Below are 17,171 nucleotides of genomic sequence, written 5' to 3'. Positions count from 1 at the left end.
TTGCTCCTCGGTGAAACGCGACTTCTTCATGCCTGAATCCTCGTTTGTCACGGGGCCCAATGCTACCGACGTCTCTACTTTAGCCTGCACCAGTTTTCTGGGGGTGGGTCAGATTGACCCGGAGTCTATTGGCTGTGCGGGCACAACACCGACGGCTTTGCTACCGGCATGAGGTTTATTACGACGTGTCAGAGGCCGGAGCAAGAGGCCGCCACTCACAAGTGGCCGTAGTCTCGGTTAGAACAACCCCGCTGAATCCAGGTGGTGATGTTGGCCTGGCAGAGGTCGTAGTCCTCCCCATCCATTTTTTGGTCATTCCCGACTGCGGCGCCGACCACATCTTCTGCAGCACGTAACGCGGCTCGATACCCATGCGGGTATCAACCATCCACTCTTCCTCCCTGGCTTGGGTGTATTCCCACGGGCGTGCCGGGCGCTCCAAGGTTTCCTGGTGCAGATGGTGGTCCAGGTCGGACAAGGCGGTAGTGCGCTTCTAGGTGGGTAGCTCGATCTGGCGCGCAGCGAGCAGAACTTGCTTGGCCATCTTGTGCACGGCCGTTTCGTAGCAGTGCTCATCGCCCCCGCCCTGGTAGTGGGCGAAGTGCCAACGCTGGGTTTCGCCCTTCTTGGCCATCAGCTGCCGGCCGCACCCTGGGCAGTGGCAGCCGCAGGCCAGCCCACCACTCACGGCTGAAGGCGGGTAAGGATCGCGTCGCGCTCCCCGAAGGGTACTTGCAATCCCGCCGTACTCGCATCGCGCTTGGTTTGCCCAGCCATCGGATCTCCCTCTCCCTCGGCTGATTCTAAAGGGGAGGAGGGGCGTCGCTTGCATGGTTGGACCGGTGCTACGGAGCTGGCCGGTCTATTGCACTGAGGTAGGCCAAGGCACTGGCCGCACCGCGAACCTAGCGGTGCGCGTCCAGCGCAGGGGCCCGGTGTCGTATCATGTAGTGACCGCAGGATGCGGAGGGCAGAGGGGCCTACATGTCGGACGCAGTGAACACGCAAGCAGACGCCGAGATCCAGGACGGCGCCGACGCTTTCATCACCCGCTGGCAGGGGGTTGCAGCCTCCGAGCTGTCCACTTCCCAGTCCTTTCTGATCGAGCTGAGCCAACTGCTCGGCGTCGATACCCCGCACCCCACGCCCGAGCAGGACTACATGTTCGAGCGCCCGATCACCTTCGCCCACGGCGACGGCAGCAGCAGCGCCGGGCGCATCGACCTGTATCGCCGCGGCGCCTTCGTCCTCGAGTCCAAGAAGCTCAAGCAGGGCGCGCACACCAAGGGCTTCGACGACGCCATGCTGCGCGCCCGCAGCCAGGCCGAGGCCTATGCCCGTGCCTTGCCCGCCGCCGAAGGTCGCCCGCCGTTCGTGGTGGTGGTGGATGTCGGCCACCGCATTGAGCTGTACTCCGAGTTCAGCCGCTCCGGCGCCACCTACACTCCGTTCCCGGATCCGCGCAGCCACCGCATCGCGCTGGCCGACCTGCGCAAGCCCGAGATCCGCGACCGCCTGCGCCGTATCTGGCTCGACCCGCTCGGCCTCGACCCCAGCCGCGAATCCGCCCGCGTCACCCGCGAGATCGCCACCCGCCTGGCCAAGCTCGCCCGCAGCCTGGAGCAGACCGGGCACGATGCCGAAGCCGTCGCCCAGTTCCTGATGCGCTGCCTGTTCACCATGTTTGCCGAGGACGTGAAGCTGCTGCCGCACGACAGCTTCCGCGAACTGCTGACGCGCCATGCCGAGCAACCCGACATCGCCATGCGCATGCTCGCCCAGCTCTGGCGCGACATGGACAGCGGCGGCTTCTCCGCGGTGATCGCCGTCAACGTGCTGCGCTTCAACGGCAAGCTGTTCAAGCAGCCCGACACCCTGCCGCTGGACACCGCCCAACTCATCCTGCTGATCGAGGCCGCTCGCGCTGACTGGAAGCACGTCGAACCGGCCATCTTCGGCACCCTGCTGGAGCGGGCCCTCAGCCCCGGCGAGCGCCACAAACTCGGCGCCCACTACACCCCGCGCGCCTACGTCGAGCGGCTCGTGCTGCCGACCGTGATCGAACCGCTGCGCAAGGAGTGGGGCGAAGCCCAGGCCGCCGCGATGACCCTTGCCGCCGAGGACAAACCCGACGACGCGGTGAAGGAACTGCGGCGCTTCCACCACCGCCTGTGCACCGTGCGCGTGCTCGACCCCGCCTGCGGCAGCGGCAACTTTTTGTACGTCACCCTGGAACACCTCAAGCGACTGGAAGGCGAAGTGCTGCTGGCCCTGGACGAACTCGGCTACCGCCAGACCGGCCTCGCCCTGGACGGCGAACGCGCAGACGCCGCCGCCGGCGAGACCGTCGACCCTCACAACCTGCTCGGCATCGAACTCAACCCCCGCGCCGCCGCCATCGCCGAGGTCGTGCTGTGGATCGGCTACCTGCAATGGCACTTCCGCACCCGCGGCGACGTGCATCCCCCGCAACCGGTGATCCGCGACTTCCGCAACATCGAGAGCCGCGACGCCGTGCTGGCGTATGACAGCGTGGAGTTCGTGCTGGACGTGCACGGCACCCCGGTGACGCGCTGGGATGGCGAGACGATGAAGGTCTCCCCGGTGACCGGCGAGAAGGTGCCCGATGATACCGCCCGCAAGCCGGTGGAGCGTTACGTCAGCCCAAGGAAGGCGACGTGGCCAGAGGCGGATTTCGTGGTGGGGAATCCGCCATTTATTGGCTCGAAACGAATGCGGGACGTACTCGGCGATGGTTACGTCGATGCACTTCAAGAGGCGTGGCCCGAGGTGCCACAGTCCACTGACTTCGTTATGCGCTGGTGGCACTACGCCGCATTGCTCGCACGTAGCGGTGCCATCCGGAAATTTGGCTTTATTACGACCAACAGCCTGCGGCAAGCGTATGTCCGTCGCGCTGTTGAACCGCATCTCGATGGGGAGCCGCCGCTTTCGCTCGTTTTTGCGATTCCGGACCACCCGTGGGTGGATAGCGCCGACGGCGCTGCTGTCCGAATCGCAATGACGGTGGGTGAGGGCGGGCGCAGGAATGGCCGCCTCGTCACTGTCACGGACGAGCGAAACGAGGCAGTGGACGGCAGCGATGACCTTGTCGTGTCTCTCGCTCGCCAGCGCGGGCGGATCAATGCCGACCTCACGGTAGGCGTCGACGTGACACAGGCGCTGCCGCTGATGGCCAACACCGCCCTGTGTTCGGTAGGCATGAAGACGATTGGTTCCGCGTTCCAGATTGACCACGGCAGGGCTATTGAGCTTGGACTCGGAACGGTTGTTGGACTTGATGAACACATCCGTCCGTACATCAATGGCCGCGACCTCTCGCAAGTTCCACGCAACCTTTATGTCATCGACTTCTACGGTCTGGAAATGGAAGACGTGCGAGATCGGTTTCCTGCTGCATACCAATATTTATTGGAACGCGCGAAGCCGGAACGCGACCTCAATCGAAACGCAATCTTCCGCCAAAAATGGTGGGTGATCGGACATCCGCGTCAACAGTTCCGGACGGCAACAAAGGGGCTTTCTCGCTTCATCGCCACCCTGGAAACATCCAAACATCGGTTCTTCAGCTTTCTTTCGGTCGACATGACGCCGGACAGTTCGCTGGTAACTGTTGCGGATCAACGCGGCGAGACTCTTGGGGTGCTGGCAAGCCAAGTGCATGTTGTGTGGTCGCTCGCAACGGGTGGTCGCCTCGGAGTCGGCAATGACCCGCGCTACAACAAGTCGCGTTGCTTTGAGACCTACCCCTTCCCCAACCTCCACGTCGCCGACAAGCTCGGCGGCCCGATCGGCGTCGCCCTCGTCAACGAAAACGGCCGAGCAGGGAAATCGCAGACCTACGGCGAATACCCCTCAGACCGCATCCGTCACCTCGCCGAACAACTCGACGCCCACCGCAAGCGCCAGCAGGAGCAGCATTCCGGCCTGACCCTGACCGGCATGTACAACGTCCTCGAAAAACTGCGCAGCGGCGACGTCCTGACCACCAGAGAACGCACCATCCACGAACAAGGCCTCGTCTCCATCCTGCGCCAACTCCACGACGAACTCGACGAAGCCGTCCTAAGCGCCTACGGCTGGGGCGACCTGCTGCCTCTGCTGCGCACCGCCCACGCCAACGCCACACCCAGTGAGGACCAGGCCCGCGACGACGCCAAACGCGCCTTCGACGAAACCGTCCTCGAACGCCTCGTTGCCCTCAACGCCCAACGCGCCGCCGACGAAGCGCGCGGCCAGATCCGCTGGCTCCGCCCCAAGTTCCAGAGCCCCGACCTCGCCCGCGAGCACGAACCAGAACAGGTCAGCCTTACCGCTGACACCGAACAGCGCGACCGATCCGACGACGATGAAGCCGCCGCCATCACCTTCCCGCCCGGCGTCAAACCCCAGCCGTGGCCGAAAGACGCCATCGAGCAAGTCCGCGCCGTCGCCGATGTCCTCGCCGGCAGCGCGGTACCGCTCTCAACTGATGAGATCGCTGCGAGGTTCACTGCGCGCGGCCCTTGGAAAAGACGTTTGCCGAAGCTACTGGAAATGCTGGTAGCGCTGGGGCGGGCCCAGGAGAGCGATGGGCGGTTTGCAGCCTGACCAGAAAAATAGAAACGGCATGGCACCTATCTCGGTGCTGCGAATATCTCGGGGTCACCGTGAGCCACCTGTTCTAGTTGAATATCGAAGCCAGGCCTCTACCGCCACCCGTATTGGCGAGCGAGGTCACCGGGAAGCCCTGTATATGTGAGATTCCTGAAGGAGTAGGACGTGCTGATAACCATGGTTGAGATCGGGAACTATCGGAAGCTCTTGGCTGCACGCATCGCTTTCGCGCCCGACAAAACAGTGCTCGTTGGCGCCAACAACAGCGGCAAGACCTCTGCGATGACTGCGCTGCATCGCTTCCTGGTCGATACTCGCGGGTTCTCCATCAATGACTTGTCGTTAGCACATTGGCAAGCCCTGAATGCGGAAGGGGAAGCTTGGGAGGCTGCCATAGCTGCGGACCTAGAGCTGCCTCGTCCCGGCATCTTGGACTTCCTTCCCCAGTTGGACGTGTGGCTCCAAGTCAAGAAAGGTGAGATGCACTACGTACAAAAGCTGCTACCAGCGCTAGATTGGAAAACAGCCCCCCTTGGTGTGCGGTTCCGCTTTGAACCCGAAAACGCGGTCAAGTTTCAGCAGGAATACATCGCGGCTCGAAGGAGGGCCGCTGACATCACCGTCGCGGCAGCCCAAGCCGTGGAAGGGAAAGAGCCCCCTCCGCAACTGGAGCTCTGGCCACTCAATCTCATTGATTTCTTGGAGCGGCGCCTTCGGACCTTCTTTAAAGTGAAGGCCTACTTGCTGGACCCTGAGAGAGTCGAAGAACCCAGTGACGGCGTTGCCCGCATGCAGGCTCTCGCCGATGACGCAGAGCCCGTTGAAGGAAACCCCTTGGATGGCCTGATTCAGATCGACGAGATCAGCGCCCAACGAGGCTTTGGGTCCACCAGCGGTCGTACGTCGCGCGAAGAAGTGGGTTCCGATGCACGAAATGCAGGCCGACTCTCGACCCAGCTCCGTTCCTACTACGACAGGCACCTGGACTGGCGTGACACGCCGGAGCTGACCGACATCAAGGCAATGGAAGCACTCGATAAGGCACGCAAGGCCTTCGATGAAAGGTTATCGGTAGCTTTTGACAAGGCGCTGATCGAACTCCAGAAGCTAGGATACCCAGGCATCTCCGACCCGAAGCTGAAGATTGCAACCAAGCTCAAACTACAGGATGGCTTGAGCCACGAGTCCTCCATTCAGTATGAGATACCCGCTGCGGCTGGGGAACACGTGCACCGCTTGCCCGAAGACTCGAATGGATTGGGCTACCAGAACTTGGTCTCCATGGTCTTCAACCTGATGAGCTATCGCGATGCGTGGATGCGCGTAGGCAAAGCCGGAACCGGCCACGATGTAAAACCAATTCCGCCGCTGCACCTAATGTTGGTTGAGGAGCCCGAGGCATATCTCCACGCTCAGGTACAGCAGGTATTCATCAGGCACGCCTATGGGGTGTTACGCAATGACCCAGCTTTGGGGAACTCAACTGATTTAAGTACGCAACTGGTAGTGAGTACCCACTCCAGCCACATCGCGCATGCCTGCGATTTTGCGGCGCTGCGTTACTTCAGACGGCTGCCTCCTACAAAGAATCGCAAAACGCCAGTCGCCTGCGTCATCAACCTCTCATCAGTATTCGGCAAGCCCGATCAAACGGAAAAATTCGTAGCACGCTACCTCAAAGCAACGCACTGTGATTTGTTCTTTGCCGATGCCGCTATATTCATAGAAGGAAGTGCTGAGCGCATTCTCGTACCCCACTTCGTAGAGCAAACTGATGTGTTCGAAGACTTGCGAACGCGCTACATCACGTGGCTTGAAGTGGGTGGCAGCCATGCACATCGGTTTAAGAGCCTGGTGGACACTCTTGGCTTGACTACCTTGATCATCACCGACTTGGACGCCAAGGATCCGGTGACCAACCTGGCCAGGACGCCGGAACTTGGCAAGGGACTGGAAGCACGCAATGAAACGCTGCGGTCCTGGGCACCCAAGCAGACCGATCTTGATACATTAATGAGGCTACAAGAGAAGGACAAAGCCTTCGTACAGCCCAATGGCTACGCTGTCCGGTCCGCGTATCAGACGGCAGAGAAGCTGAAAGTGGGGGCGACTGAGGTTGAGATCCATGCCAACACATTTGAAGACGCTTTGCTCTATAAGAATTTTGAGTTCTTCAAGGGTCGCAAGGCCGACGGCTTGGCCGGCAAGTTCCAGGCCATCGCCGATGCGGCCCAAAACGCCGATCAACTGACAACCTGTGTTGCAAAGGCTATCAAAGACGGGGACAAGGCAGAGTTTTCACTTGAGCTGTTATTCAGTGATGACATCGAGAAGCTTCGTGTACCTGCCTACATTGAGCATGGATTGTTATGGCTGGCTGATCAGCTCAAGCGCAAGGAAGCCGATCTGGCTCCGAAGGCGAACGGCGCATGACCAGCGAGGCCGCAGTATCGAACGATGAGCTCGATCTTCACGTTGACGAGGAGATCAAGCAGCACCTCGATCCAAAGGCTCCGAGAAGCTTCTTTCTTTTCGCGGGAGCTGGCTCAGGCAAGACACGCTCACTTGTTGGCGCCCTCGACTACCTCCGAGAGAAAGCGGGCGCACGCCTGAGAACGCGCGGACAAAAGGTTGCGGTCGTCACTTACACCAAGGCCGCGCGCGACGAGATCATCCGCCGGACGCAATTTGATCCGGTCATTGCCGTTTCTACGATCCACAGTTTCGCCTGGACATTGATTGCAGGATTCAATCACGATATCCGGGAATGGCTTCGCGTATCACTCAATGCGGACATTCTGGAACTTCAAGCCAAAGAGAACAAAGGACGTGCGGGTACGAAGGCATCCGCAGAACGAATCGCTGACATTGCTTCGAAGAGACGGCGATTGACAAGGCTCGATACGACGAAGACGTTCGTTTACAGCCCGGATAGTGACAATCAAGGAAGGGATTCCCTGAATCATGCGGAAGTGCTTCATCTTGCGGGCGACTTTTTAAAGTCAAAGCCCGTGCTTAGGGAAATTCTTCGCGATGGCTATCCCTACATACTGGTTGATGAGAGCCAGGATACAAACCGGCACATCATTGAGGCATTGTTCGTCTTTCAGGCGGCGCACAAGGACGAAGTCGTGGTGGGTCTTTTTGGTGACATGATGCAGCGTATCTACAGCGATGGTCAGCCGGGCTTGGGGGGAAGTCTGCCGTACGACTGGGCCACACCGACCAAACGATTAAACTTCAGGTGCCCGCGGCGGGTAATCGAGCTCATCAATAAGGTCCGCGAGGGCACGGATCAACAGACGCAGATCCCGTGTAGCAGCGCTGCCGAGGGACATGTGCGGATGTTCGTGCTCCCATCAAAGGGGATCGACAAGGCCGCGGCCGAGACAGCGATTTGCAGATATATGGCAGGGCTAACTGCTGACAAGAAATGGCACGATGAAGATTCGGTAAAGGTGCTTATCTTGGAGCATCGCATGGCAGCCCTTCGAATGGGCTTCGATGATCTATTGGCCGCCTTGTATCCAATAAGTCAATTTCGGACCTCACTGCTTGATGGGTCACTGCCCGCGGTCAACTTTTTCTCGAACCTAGTCTTGCCTCTTTGGGACGCAAAGAACGATAAGTTTGTCATCGCGCGGATCATGCGAGCTGTATCGCCCATGCTTAGCCCATCCGCGTTGAAGAATGCTCCGGACCAATTTGAACAGTTAGCCAAGGTACAAGCGGCTGTGGATGCGCTTTTGGAACTGCTCGACGGCAACCCGTCGGTAACGTTTGGCGAAGTTCTTCACAATGTGGAAAAGACTGACCTATTTGTCATTCCTGATGCACTCAAGGTAGCACTTGCCGGTGCTGCCGCTCATGCGGCCGATGCTGAGGACGAACAGGAGCGCACCGAACGAGACAAGGCCATCGCTGACTTCTTGACCATACCATTTGCCCAAGTACGGGCCTATGCCAAGTACGTGGGTGGAAAAGCGCGCTTTGATACGCACCAAGGCGTGAAGGGGCTGGAATTCCCCCGGGTCATGGTTGTCATGGACGATCACGAAGCGCGCGGATTTCTGTTCAAGTACGAAAAGCTTTTCGGTGGCGCCGCTGACGACGGGCAAACTGCTTCAACTCGCCGACTGTTCTACGTCACCTGCAGTCGCGCAGAACGTTCGCTCGCTTTAGTCGCCTACGCTGAGAACCCCGGACGCGTCCGAGATCAGCTCCTCGCAAATGGCTGGTTCAAGCAGGAAGAGATATCGATTGGCGCGCCTTAAGACGGTGCATGTGAGCGCGTGAAGCCCGGTTGATGTTCACACAGTGGACGGCGGCAACGCTCTCTTTGCAGCACCTCTGCTTCGAAAGGTTCTCCACTACTTCAGTAGACGCGCAGCTGGATTGTCTTCCGCTGCGCCTGCCTGAAAATACCCAATCACGCTCGCCACCGACCGGTGCTCAGTCATTGCCATTACCGCCGGCAAGGGCACTCCTTGTTTGCCCGCCTCGGTGACGAAGCCTGACCTCAGACTATGGGGGGTCGTCTCAGAAAACGGAAAATAAAGCACGCTAAGCGTGCGTGGAGGCTGGCACCCAGCGGTACAGCGTCGGAATGGACACGCCGAGGTTCTTGGCCACGTCCTTGGGCGGCACCCCGCTGGCCAGCAGCTTCTTGGCCGACTCGATCTTGCTGTCGGTCATCTTCGGCTTGCGGCCGCCTTTGCGGCCGAGCTGCTTGGCGACTTCCAGCCCGGCGCGGGTGCGCTCGACGGTCAGCTCGCGCTCCATTTCGGCAAGGCTCGCCATGACGTGGAAGAAGAACCGCCCGGATGGTGTGCCGGTGTCGATGGAGTCGGTGAGGCTCCTGAACTGGACACCGTGCTTGTGCAGATCGCCGACCAGATCGACCAGTTGCTTGACCGACCGGCCCAGCCGGTCGAGCTTCCAGACGACCAAAGTATCGCCTTCGCGCAGCATTTCGAGCGTCTTGGCCAAGCCAGGCCGGTCTGCCCGCGTGCCACTCACCTTGTCCTCGAAGACCTTTTTACATCCGGCCTTGCTCAAGGCTTCGCGTTGCAGCTCCAGGTTCTGATCCTGCGTCGAGACGCGCGCATAGCCAATCAACATGGCTTGTCTCGCGCCCGGTCGATGCGTTCCTGCATCGCCTGCATCACTTCTTCGTGGGTGTACGATCTGGCGTTGGCGTCGGTGGCTTGCCGCAGGGCTTCCTCAACCTCGCGCGTCATCCGCTCGTAATCCTCCGGCCACAGCGCTTGCTCCATGCGCAGCGACGCCTGACCCAGCAGGTGCAGCAGGCTGAACAGCCGCATGTCGTTGGTGGCGACGATGCGCTCCCGAATCTGCTCCTGAATAGCTTCGCTAGCCCGATGCGCTTGTGGTGTGGCAGTCCCCTCGTAGTCAGCGGGGAATTCCGCTTCCTCGGCAATCCTTGCCCAGGCGCTGGCCAGCGCCTCGATGGTTGACGTGCTCATTTCCGCCGCTCCTGTGCTCTTTGGCGAATCAACCGGCCAAGGGGCCTCGACGCGAAAACCAGCAGCATCACGCCTATCGGATACCAGGTCGAGAAGACCACCAAGGCATCGAAGGCTGGCCGTCCGGTGTTGGTAGGCAGTACGGCGGTCACAGCCATCAACCCGCCGACCGTCCAGATGATGCGCCACACGTAGGGCATCACGCGGGGCACGTAGCCGTCATCGAAAGCGGTCTGGTAGTAGCGGCGCAGGCCGCGCTCGGCAAGCGCCTGGCGCTGCCGCTCCGACAGCGCATCCGTCCGGCCATACCAGCGCCGGAATGGTGGACAGCGCAGCAGCAAAGGGGTGAAGAGGATCATCACCGCCACGATCGCGACACCCCACGCCATGACGGCGCCGGCATCGGGCCGCTTGGCGTTCTCGATCACGGGCGCGAAGACGCCCGGAGCACCGATCATCCAGAACAGCGCAATGTGCTGATGGAAGGAGAGCTTCATTTGCTCATCCACTTGCGCAGCAGGCGCTTTTTCAGGGAGGCGCGTTCTTGCGGGTTGCGTCCCTTGTGATTGGCGATGCGATCCGCCGTGGCGGCCTGGCGCTTGACGGGCCAGTAGGAGCGGCCATCCTTGCCCATCGACCAGACGCTGCTGGCCTGGTTTTCCAGCAGGGGCAGATGGGCGCTCAGGGCTTCGGGCGACGCGCTGGTCAGCGCCGTGCGCTCACGGGTGCGCCAGCGCTGATGCCAGAGCTTCTTGTCCTCGCGCTCGCTGCCGCAGGTCGTGTGCCCGACGATGGGTGTTTTGCGGCGGCTGCGGCTCATAACGTAGTGGTCTCCAAGAACATTCAGGACTGATCCCAGGCGTCGATGGTCAAGACCTGATCGGCAGGACAGGCGGCTACGCGGTCGGGAACTGGATGGTGTTCAGTCTCATGCCGACCCCATTCGATTGATCGCGTCGCTTGCGGCACGCTGCGACGCAAGGAGGTTTGCGACCTGGTTTAGCAGCCGTGTCCGCTGCATGTCTGTTACCTATCTCCCCGACCGCTCATTGGACCAACTCCAGAGATTGGGCTCTATCGCTCAGCCAATACGAAACCGGCATTGGCTGATGCCACAACCGAGACGAACACAAATGGCTCGGTACCTGTATTTCGCGCCCCGTGCACTTGGCCCGGTCTTGCCACGGCTATCTCACCTTCCCTGAGGGCACGAACAATCCCATTGCCCTGAAAGTAATCAGCCATTCCCGACAAAACAGTCCACGTGTCTTGGCCGTGAGGATGAATGTGAGCCGCAATTTCCTGCCCGGGATGGACATGCCAAACCACGATAATTGAGTCTCGGGTTTCAAGCACAACGGAACGAATAGGCTCGCCTTCGGACGGCTGAACATACTCGGCTACAGAAAATATTCTCGATTCAACAGTCATCGGAGATCCCTCTTTCACAGTGCCCCCAGACAGGCTGGATATGTGTAACGGCTCGCGTTTGAAAACGGGCGTGCTCGCATTCGATGCCGCTTTCGGCTCGAATTAACTGCAACTGACGGCGCGCTGAAGCTCACGCTATTTGCAAACGAGCTTGCAATCGACGGCGGCGGCTCGCATTTCATGGCGGCGTGCTCGAATTAATTGCAAGTGAAATGCCTGGTTCCAAGCTATCCAAAATCAATAGATGCAGTGCCGGCTGCCCGCTAACGCCCCTGAGCGGTCAGACGGGGATTGACCTACGCCGCCTCTCGCACGAGACGGATATCGACTTCTCTGTCAACGTACTTCCATTCCTCTGTTGCACGCAGTTCGGAAAGCAATGCGTTGAACTCAGCCTCATGGGTTGGCGCGAACTCGAACCAATTGAGAAAATCGAACGGTTCATTTTCAGAGAGGTCGCGGCAGTGATGGAGCTTGCGCGCTACTGCAGGCAAGTAGTTGAGCCCGATTTGAATGTGCTTTGACTTTTCGAAAACGCTCCGGCGCTCGTCTTGCGTGAATTCCCACCAAGCTGCGTTTTTTCGGATCGGTATCAACGCAGCGCAAGTTGCTTCTGGGCGCGCTAGCCCTTGCTGCTTCGCCACAATTTCGTTCTTCTCTTCGCGCATGACATACCGTTCATTGCTTGTTATTCCGCGAAGTACCCAGGGTGCATTGGTTTCGGGCTGCAACTCTGAGGCAGATATTACGTTGAGCCTTTTGGCTTCAGGCAGTGACTTGCCAACTATGGTTTCGGTTCCAACGATCCGCCAAAGACCGCTGTCTCCGCCGACGAATGCAAATAATCGTGTATCCATTTCAACCCCTTCATGTGAGTGTGTTAACTTTTTTACAGCTTCAAAAAACCTATCTGCCCATCCCATGCTTGTGCATCATCGCCTCGCCTCGCTTAGCGTAGTATTGCATTACGCTTACCAGCGCACCCCCCCCAGTTAAATTGTAAATATAGCATCGAATTGGTCTGTGATACGACCGCCAGAAAATAGCCGTTTGTCGCCATTTCCAAAATTAATTGTACCGTATCGGTACACCCAAATGGGTCGCCAGGATGAGACGATATTTTTGTCTCAATAGGGTTGTTTTGCTATTTCCGGCATGCTATCGTCGGAGGATCTAAAGGCTAACGAGACAACTCAAATCTATGGCGCTCTACGGATATGCTCGGGTTTCCAGCAGCGATCAGGATTTCGCTCTGCAGGAACAAGCGCTGCGCGCTGCCGGCTGCGATGTGGTCCGGGCCGAGAAAGTGAGCGGAACCAGCCGGGTCGGGCGTACTGAGCTTCAGACGCTGCTCGATTTCCTGCGGCGGGGCGACACCCTCGTCGTGACGAGGATCGATCGCCTTGCGCGCAGCATCAAGGATCTGCAGGACATCGTGTACACGCTGAAGGAACGCGGTGTCACCCTCAAGGCGACAGAGCAACCCATCGACACACGCAGTGCGGCAGGCAAGGCGTTCCTGGACATGCTGGGCGTTTTCGCCGAATTCGAAACCAACCTCCGGCGTGAGCGTCAGCGTGAAGGCATTGCTGCCGCCAAGGCGCGAGGCGTCTACCGTGGCCGCAAGCCATCGATCGATCCCGCCGAAGTCCAGCGCCTTCGCGTTGAGGAGAAGCTGGGCGCGACGGAGATTGCGCGCCGGCTTGGCGTCGGCCGTGCCTCGGTGTACCGCGCGCTGGCCCAATATGGACGCTCGGCGTAAGACGATTCCAGTCGACTCACTGCTGCAATTGCGGCAGCGGCTTGACCGTTTGCCGCGCAAAAGCCCGGAACGAGCCACCCAGATTGCTGCGATGGCCGGGTTGTACGGTGTCTCCACAACGACCGTCTATCGGGCGCTGCACGTCTTCCAGAAGCCACACGCCGCGCATCGCGCCGACCATGGCAAGCCACGACTGTTGCCCCAAACGGAACTGGAGCGCTACTGCGAACTGATCGCGGCACTGAAGCTGCGCACCACCAACAAGGCCGGGCGCCACCTTTCAACCGGGCGGGCCATCGAGCTCATGGAAGATTATGGCGTAGAGACCGTGCAAGGTTTGGTCAAAGTGCCCAAGGGTCTGTTGCGCCGCCCTACCGTCAATCGCTATCTGTCCTTGTTGCGACTGGATCAACCCCACCTGCTACGCGAGCCGCCGGCCGTGCGCTTCCAGGCTGAGCGTAGCAACGACTGCTGGCAGTTCGACATGTCGCCTTCCGATCTCAAACACATCGATAAACCGGACTGGATTGACCCTGCGAAGGGCGTGCCGACCCTAATGTTGTACAGCGTGGTGGATGATCGTAGCGGTGTCGGTTATCAGGAATACCAGTGTGTGCATGGCGAGGATGCAGAGTCCGCGCTTCGTTTTTTCTTCAACGCAATGACCGCCAAAGCCGACGCCGCTTTCCCGTTTCAGGGGCGACCAAAAATGATCTATCTGGACAACGGGCCGGTGGCCAAGAGCCGGGTGTTTCAGAACGTCATGCTGGCCCTCGACATTAAATGGCAGACGCACATCCCGGCCGGCAAGGATGGAACACGCACGACGGCCCGCTCGAAAGGCAAGGTCGAGCGCCCATTCAGGACAGTGAAAGAGGCGCACGAAACGCTCTACCACTTCCACAAACCAGAGACGGAGAAGCAGGCCAACGAGTGGCTGATGCGCTACCTGCTGCGCTACAACGATCAGGGTCACCGCTCCGAGAAACATTCCCGGCTGGAGGACTGGCTGAGCAACCTGCCGGCGGATGGCTTGCGCGACATGTGTACCTGGCAGCAGTTCTGCCACTTTGCGCGTGAACCGGAACGTCGCAAGGTGGGCATCGATGCGCGCATCGCCATTGGCGGCACTGTCTACGAAGTGGAACCAGACATGGCCGGTGAAACCGTCGTCTTGCTGTGGGGCTTGTTCGATGACGAGATGCATGTCGAGTTCGATGGCGAGAAATTTGGACCCTACCACCCCATATCGGGTCCGATCCCACTCCATCGGTACCGTGCATTCAAACGTGGCAAGGCCGATGAACGCGCCGACCGCATCCGCGCACTTGCCGACCAGCTCGGTCTGCCAATCAGTGCTTTGGCCGGAAGCGATGTGCATTTGACGTCATCGGCGAACGCCATATCGCTACCGCATCAACCATTTGACGCCGAGGCACATGAATATCATTTCGCCAGCATCATCGCCGCCAAGCTGGCGATTGCCGACGAGCTGGCACAACCTCTGGCCAAACTCGCGCCGGCCGATCGCGCTTTCATCGACCAGGTGCTGGCCGAAACGCTGACGCGCAGCATCGTGCTGGCGCGCGTACGGAATTATTTCCGCAACAAAAAATCGGGAGAGGACCATGCGAGTTGAGGTAATGCAGTATTACGGACTGACACAACCATTCAGCCAGGCGGGCTACTATGAAACCGACCATCACAAGCAGCTCATCAAGGATATCAAGGGGGCGATCCTTGAAGGACGGCTGATCGCGGTTTGCGGCGTCGTGGGCAGCGGCAAGACGGTCACCTTGCGCCGCTTGCAGCAGATCCTGAAGGACGAAAATCGCGTGTCCGTCGCCAAATCGCTGTCGGTTGAAAAACACAGCATCAAGCTCGCGACCCTGATCACGGCACTCTTCTACGACTTGGCACAGGACAAGCTGGTGCAAATTCCGAAACAAGGCGAGCGGCGCGAACGCGAATTGCAGGAGCTGGTCAAGAAGGGAAAACGCCCGGTGGCACTGTTCGTCGACGAGGCACACGACCTGAACGGGCACACGCTCATTGGCCTCAAGCGTCTGATGGAAGTCGTGGAAGACGGCGGTGGCCGGCTGTCGGTAATCCTTGCCGGTCATCCCAAACTGCGCAACGACCTGCGGCGGCCGACCATGGAAGAAATCGGCTACCGTACCGATATCTTCACCTTGGACGGCATCGCCGGCAGCCAGCGCGAATATATCCAGTGGTTGCTTGGTGCCAGCACCGCCAATAAAACCGAACCAGAGTCGATCCTGACAGATGAAGCGATCGACATGCTCGCCACCAAGCTGCGCACGCCGCTCCAAGTCCAACTGCACCTGACGTTGGCACTCGAAGCCGGCTACCAGACAGGCGAAAAGCCAGTCACGGCAGCACTGGTGGAATCCGTGCTGTCGCGCCATCTCGACGATTTGGAGCCGACATTGACGCGCCATGGCTATCGACTCAAGGACATGGTGGAGCAGTTCGACGCCAAGGCGGCAGAAATCCGTGCGCTGTTCAGCAATCAGCTTGAACCCAAGCGCACGGCAGAGCTGCGCGATCGAATGTTGGCGGCAGGGCTGCCAATATGAGCCGATCCGTCATTTGCAGTTAGCGTGAGCACACGGCCATGGAATGCGAGCCGGCGCCGATAAATGCAAGCTCAGTTGCAGATAATGTGAGCACGAGTGCTCTTTCATTTGCAGTTATTGTGAGCCGAAAACAGCGTCAAATGCGAGCATGGCCGGTTTCAAACGCGAGCCGTTACAGATATGAGTTCTAACTCGAATTTGAACGGGAGGCTGGTCGTGCGGTCGTGCAGTTGCCGATGAGCGTGTCGGCTGCTGCCTCCTTGCCCACCAGCGAACTCACGTCCGTTGCGGCCATCCAGAAGGTCTTGCCCGAGCGCGGCTCATAGGTCGCGGGATCGAACACGCCAGAGGGGCCGAACATCGGCGGCTTGATTGGTCATGGCTCCATGCCTTTGTCGTTACGGTCTTCATCGTCGGCATCCTGACGCACGGCGGGCAATTGCTGGAGCAACGCCGGCAGCCATTCCTGTACCGTCTCCCACACCACATCGAGGTTGATGTCGAAATAGCCGTGAGCCATGCGATTACGCATATTGCGCATGCTGCGCCACGGCACGTCGGCATGCGCCTGGGTGAACTCGACGTAGCCATCCATCACCTTTGTGGCCGCCTCGCCGATGACGATCAGGCTCATGATGACGGCCTGCTGGGTGCGCTTGTCGGCCAAGAAGTCGTCCTTGGCCATCCCTTCCACGAAGCTGCGCGCATCGGTTGCGGCCTGCTGAATGTGGTCGAGGTAATCGGGCAGGCGGTTCTCGCTCATATCGGTTGCGCCTCCGCGAGCACCTTGGCCCGGAACTTCGGCGGCAGGTCGCCGGGAGTCAGCAGATCGACGTCAACGCCGAGCAGCGATTTCAGTTCTTCTTCCAAATCGCCCAAGTCCAACAACGTGGCACCGGGCAGCGCATCGACCAACAGGTCGAGGTCGCTGCCATCCCGGTCGGTGCCATGCAGCACCGAGCCGAAGACGCGCGGGTTCGCGGCGCGAAAGCGGCCTACCGCTTCACGCACTGCGCTTCGCTTCATGTCAAGCACAACAGACGGTCGCATGGGCATCCTTTCTTATCGAAACTCGTTGAGATGATATGCAATCAAGAATAGAATTTCAAGAACTATTTTCGAGAATCGCAATGCCTTGATTCCCGTGCCGCGCCGGTTGCCTTGGCGGGCTTGTCACAAACCTACGTTTTCAAGAAGAAGGAAACCGCATGCCCCGCCGTTCGATCCTCTCCGCCGCCGAGCGCGAAAGCCTGCTGGCGTTGCCGGACACCAAGG

The 17,171-nt window shown here is 59.5% G+C and carries 15 protein-coding genes and 1 pseudogene; 6 read left to right on the top strand and 10 right to left on the bottom strand.

Annotation, left to right across the window (positions count from 1 at the left end; translation table 11 throughout):
- Positions 1-493 precede the first annotated feature (493 nt).
- Positions 494-832: a competence protein CoiA family protein gene (locus ACVOMF_RS17285; protein WP_481510353.1), complete on the bottom strand. Its 339-nt coding sequence runs from the start codon at positions 830-832 to the stop codon at positions 494-496.
- A 152-nt stretch (positions 833-984) separates the two neighbouring features.
- Here ACVOMF_RS17285 and ACVOMF_RS17280 point away from each other — a divergent pair, with 152 nt between their 5' ends.
- The 3 genes from ACVOMF_RS17280 (at position 985) to ACVOMF_RS17270 (ending at position 8,891) form a co-directional block, all read left to right on the top strand.
- Positions 985-4,611, top strand: a complete 3,627-nt coding sequence (locus tag ACVOMF_RS17280) for a class I SAM-dependent DNA methyltransferase (RefSeq protein ID WP_481510352.1) — start codon at positions 985-987, stop codon at positions 4,609-4,611.
- 171 nt (positions 4,612-4,782) lie between these two features.
- Complete coding sequence (locus ACVOMF_RS17275) at positions 4,783-7,050, top strand: AAA family ATPase (protein ID WP_481510351.1); 2,268 nt, start codon at positions 4,783-4,785, stop codon at positions 7,048-7,050.
- On the top strand, positions 7,047-8,891 hold the full coding sequence (locus ACVOMF_RS17270) for a UvrD-helicase domain-containing protein (protein WP_481510350.1): 1,845 nt from the start codon (positions 7,047-7,049) through the stop codon (positions 8,889-8,891). Before ACVOMF_RS17275 ends, ACVOMF_RS17270 begins: the two co-directional genes overlap by 4 nt.
- Before the next feature lie 96 nt (positions 8,892-8,987).
- On the opposite strand, the pseudogene ACVOMF_RS17265 reads toward ACVOMF_RS17270, so the two are convergent.
- From ACVOMF_RS17265 to ACVOMF_RS17235, 7 genes and pseudogenes are all read right to left on the bottom strand, one after another.
- Positions 8,988-9,146 (bottom strand): annotated as a pseudogene (locus ACVOMF_RS17265) (integrase); the annotation flags it as partial.
- Between the two features lie 34 nt (positions 9,147-9,180).
- Positions 9,181-9,738: a recombinase family protein gene (locus ACVOMF_RS17260; protein WP_003100847.1), complete on the bottom strand. Its 558-nt coding sequence runs from the start codon at positions 9,736-9,738 to the stop codon at positions 9,181-9,183.
- The gene (locus ACVOMF_RS17255; protein WP_003100853.1) at positions 9,732-10,103 is read right to left on the bottom strand and encodes a hypothetical protein; all 372 of its coding nucleotides are present in this window, start codon (positions 10,101-10,103) and stop codon (positions 9,732-9,734) included. The genes ACVOMF_RS17260 and ACVOMF_RS17255 overlap by 7 nt, the downstream gene beginning before the upstream one ends.
- A complete protein-coding gene (locus ACVOMF_RS17250; protein WP_003100856.1) occupies positions 10,100-10,600 on the bottom strand; it encodes a hypothetical protein in 501 nt (166 codons plus the stop codon). The genes ACVOMF_RS17255 and ACVOMF_RS17250 overlap by 4 nt, the downstream gene beginning before the upstream one ends.
- Complete coding sequence (locus ACVOMF_RS17245) at positions 10,597-10,923, bottom strand: hypothetical protein (RefSeq protein ID WP_003100858.1); 327 nt, start codon at positions 10,921-10,923, stop codon at positions 10,597-10,599. The genes ACVOMF_RS17250 and ACVOMF_RS17245 overlap by 4 nt, the downstream gene beginning before the upstream one ends.
- 254 nt (positions 10,924-11,177) lie before the next feature.
- Positions 11,178-11,534 carry a cupin domain-containing protein gene (locus ACVOMF_RS17240; RefSeq protein ID WP_003465043.1) on the bottom strand — a complete coding sequence of 119 codons (357 nt, stop codon included), beginning with the start codon at positions 11,532-11,534 and terminating at the stop codon, positions 11,178-11,180.
- A gap of 296 nt (positions 11,535-11,830) precedes the next feature.
- A complete protein-coding gene (locus tag ACVOMF_RS17235) occupies positions 11,831-12,391 on the bottom strand; it encodes a chlorite dismutase family protein (RefSeq protein ID WP_151122437.1) in 561 nt (186 codons plus the stop codon).
- Between the two features lie 344 nt (positions 12,392-12,735).
- Between ACVOMF_RS17235 and ACVOMF_RS17230 the strand changes: the two genes are divergently transcribed.
- Genes ACVOMF_RS17230 through ACVOMF_RS17220 form a run of 3 tightly spaced genes read left to right on the top strand, consistent with a single transcriptional unit; the run spans position 12,736 to position 15,896 of the window.
- Complete coding sequence (locus ACVOMF_RS17230; RefSeq protein WP_481510349.1) at positions 12,736-13,296, top strand: recombinase family protein; 561 nt, start codon at positions 12,736-12,738, stop codon at positions 13,294-13,296.
- 4 nt (positions 13,297-13,300) lie between these two features.
- Positions 13,301-14,935, top strand: a complete 1,635-nt coding sequence (locus ACVOMF_RS17225; RefSeq protein WP_481510354.1) for a transposase family protein — start codon at positions 13,301-13,303, stop codon at positions 14,933-14,935.
- Positions 14,925-15,896 carry an ExeA family protein gene (locus tag ACVOMF_RS17220; protein ID WP_481510348.1) on the top strand — a complete coding sequence of 324 codons (972 nt, stop codon included), beginning with the start codon at positions 14,925-14,927 and terminating at the stop codon, positions 15,894-15,896. The genes ACVOMF_RS17225 and ACVOMF_RS17220 overlap by 11 nt, the downstream gene beginning before the upstream one ends.
- A 376-nt stretch (positions 15,897-16,272) precedes the next feature.
- On the opposite strand, the gene ACVOMF_RS17215 is transcribed toward ACVOMF_RS17220, so the two are convergent.
- Together ACVOMF_RS17215 and ACVOMF_RS17210 are read right to left on the bottom strand one after the other, a co-directional pair.
- Positions 16,273-16,659 (bottom strand): HepT-like ribonuclease domain-containing protein, encoded by a 387-nt coding sequence (locus ACVOMF_RS17215; protein ID WP_003100872.1) that lies wholly within the window; start codon positions 16,657-16,659, stop codon positions 16,273-16,275.
- Positions 16,656-16,946 (bottom strand): nucleotidyltransferase family protein, encoded by a 291-nt coding sequence (locus ACVOMF_RS17210; RefSeq protein ID WP_001247892.1) that lies wholly within the window; start codon positions 16,944-16,946, stop codon positions 16,656-16,658. The genes ACVOMF_RS17215 and ACVOMF_RS17210 overlap by 4 nt, the downstream gene beginning before the upstream one ends.
- Between the last annotated feature and the right edge of the window lie 225 nt (positions 16,947-17,171).

The sequence above is a fragment of the Stenotrophomonas sp. STEN022 genome (assembly GCF_056760155.1).
The sequence above is the reverse complement of the archived record's forward strand: the minus strand, read 5'-3'. Positions and strand labels throughout refer to the sequence as shown.

Coding starts and splice junctions, on each gene's coding strand:
- ACVOMF_RS17250 (WP_003100856.1), bottom strand. CDS start 10,600: ATGAAGCTCTCCTTCCATCAGCACATTGCGCTGTTCTGGATGATCGGT.
- ACVOMF_RS17280 (WP_481510352.1), top strand. CDS start 985: ATGTCGGACGCAGTGAACACGCAAGCAGACGCCGAGATCCAGGACGGC.
- ACVOMF_RS17230 (WP_481510349.1), top strand. CDS start 12,736: ATGGCGCTCTACGGATATGCTCGGGTTTCCAGCAGCGATCAGGATTTC.
- ACVOMF_RS17260 (WP_003100847.1), bottom strand. CDS start 9,738: ATGTTGATTGGCTATGCGCGCGTCTCGACGCAGGATCAGAACCTGGAG.
- ACVOMF_RS17220 (WP_481510348.1), top strand. CDS start 14,925: ATGCGAGTTGAGGTAATGCAGTATTACGGACTGACACAACCATTCAGC.
- ACVOMF_RS17245 (WP_003100858.1), bottom strand. CDS start 10,923: ATGAGCCGCAGCCGCCGCAAAACACCCATCGTCGGGCACACGACCTGC.
- ACVOMF_RS17270 (WP_481510350.1), top strand. CDS start 7,047: ATGACCAGCGAGGCCGCAGTATCGAACGATGAGCTCGATCTTCACGTT.
- ACVOMF_RS17255 (WP_003100853.1), bottom strand. CDS start 10,103: ATGAGCACGTCAACCATCGAGGCGCTGGCCAGCGCCTGGGCAAGGATT.
- ACVOMF_RS17235 (WP_151122437.1), bottom strand. CDS start 12,391: ATGGATACACGATTATTTGCATTCGTCGGCGGAGACAGCGGTCTTTGG.
- ACVOMF_RS17285 (WP_481510353.1), bottom strand. CDS start 832: ATGCAAGCGACGCCCCTCCTCCCCTTTAGAATCAGCCGAGGGAGAGGG.
- ACVOMF_RS17240 (WP_003465043.1), bottom strand. CDS start 11,534: ATGACTGTTGAATCGAGAATATTTTCTGTAGCCGAGTATGTTCAGCCG.
- ACVOMF_RS17215 (WP_003100872.1), bottom strand. CDS start 16,659: ATGAGCGAGAACCGCCTGCCCGATTACCTCGACCACATTCAGCAGGCC.
- ACVOMF_RS17210 (WP_001247892.1), bottom strand. CDS start 16,946: ATGCGACCGTCTGTTGTGCTTGACATGAAGCGAAGCGCAGTGCGTGAA.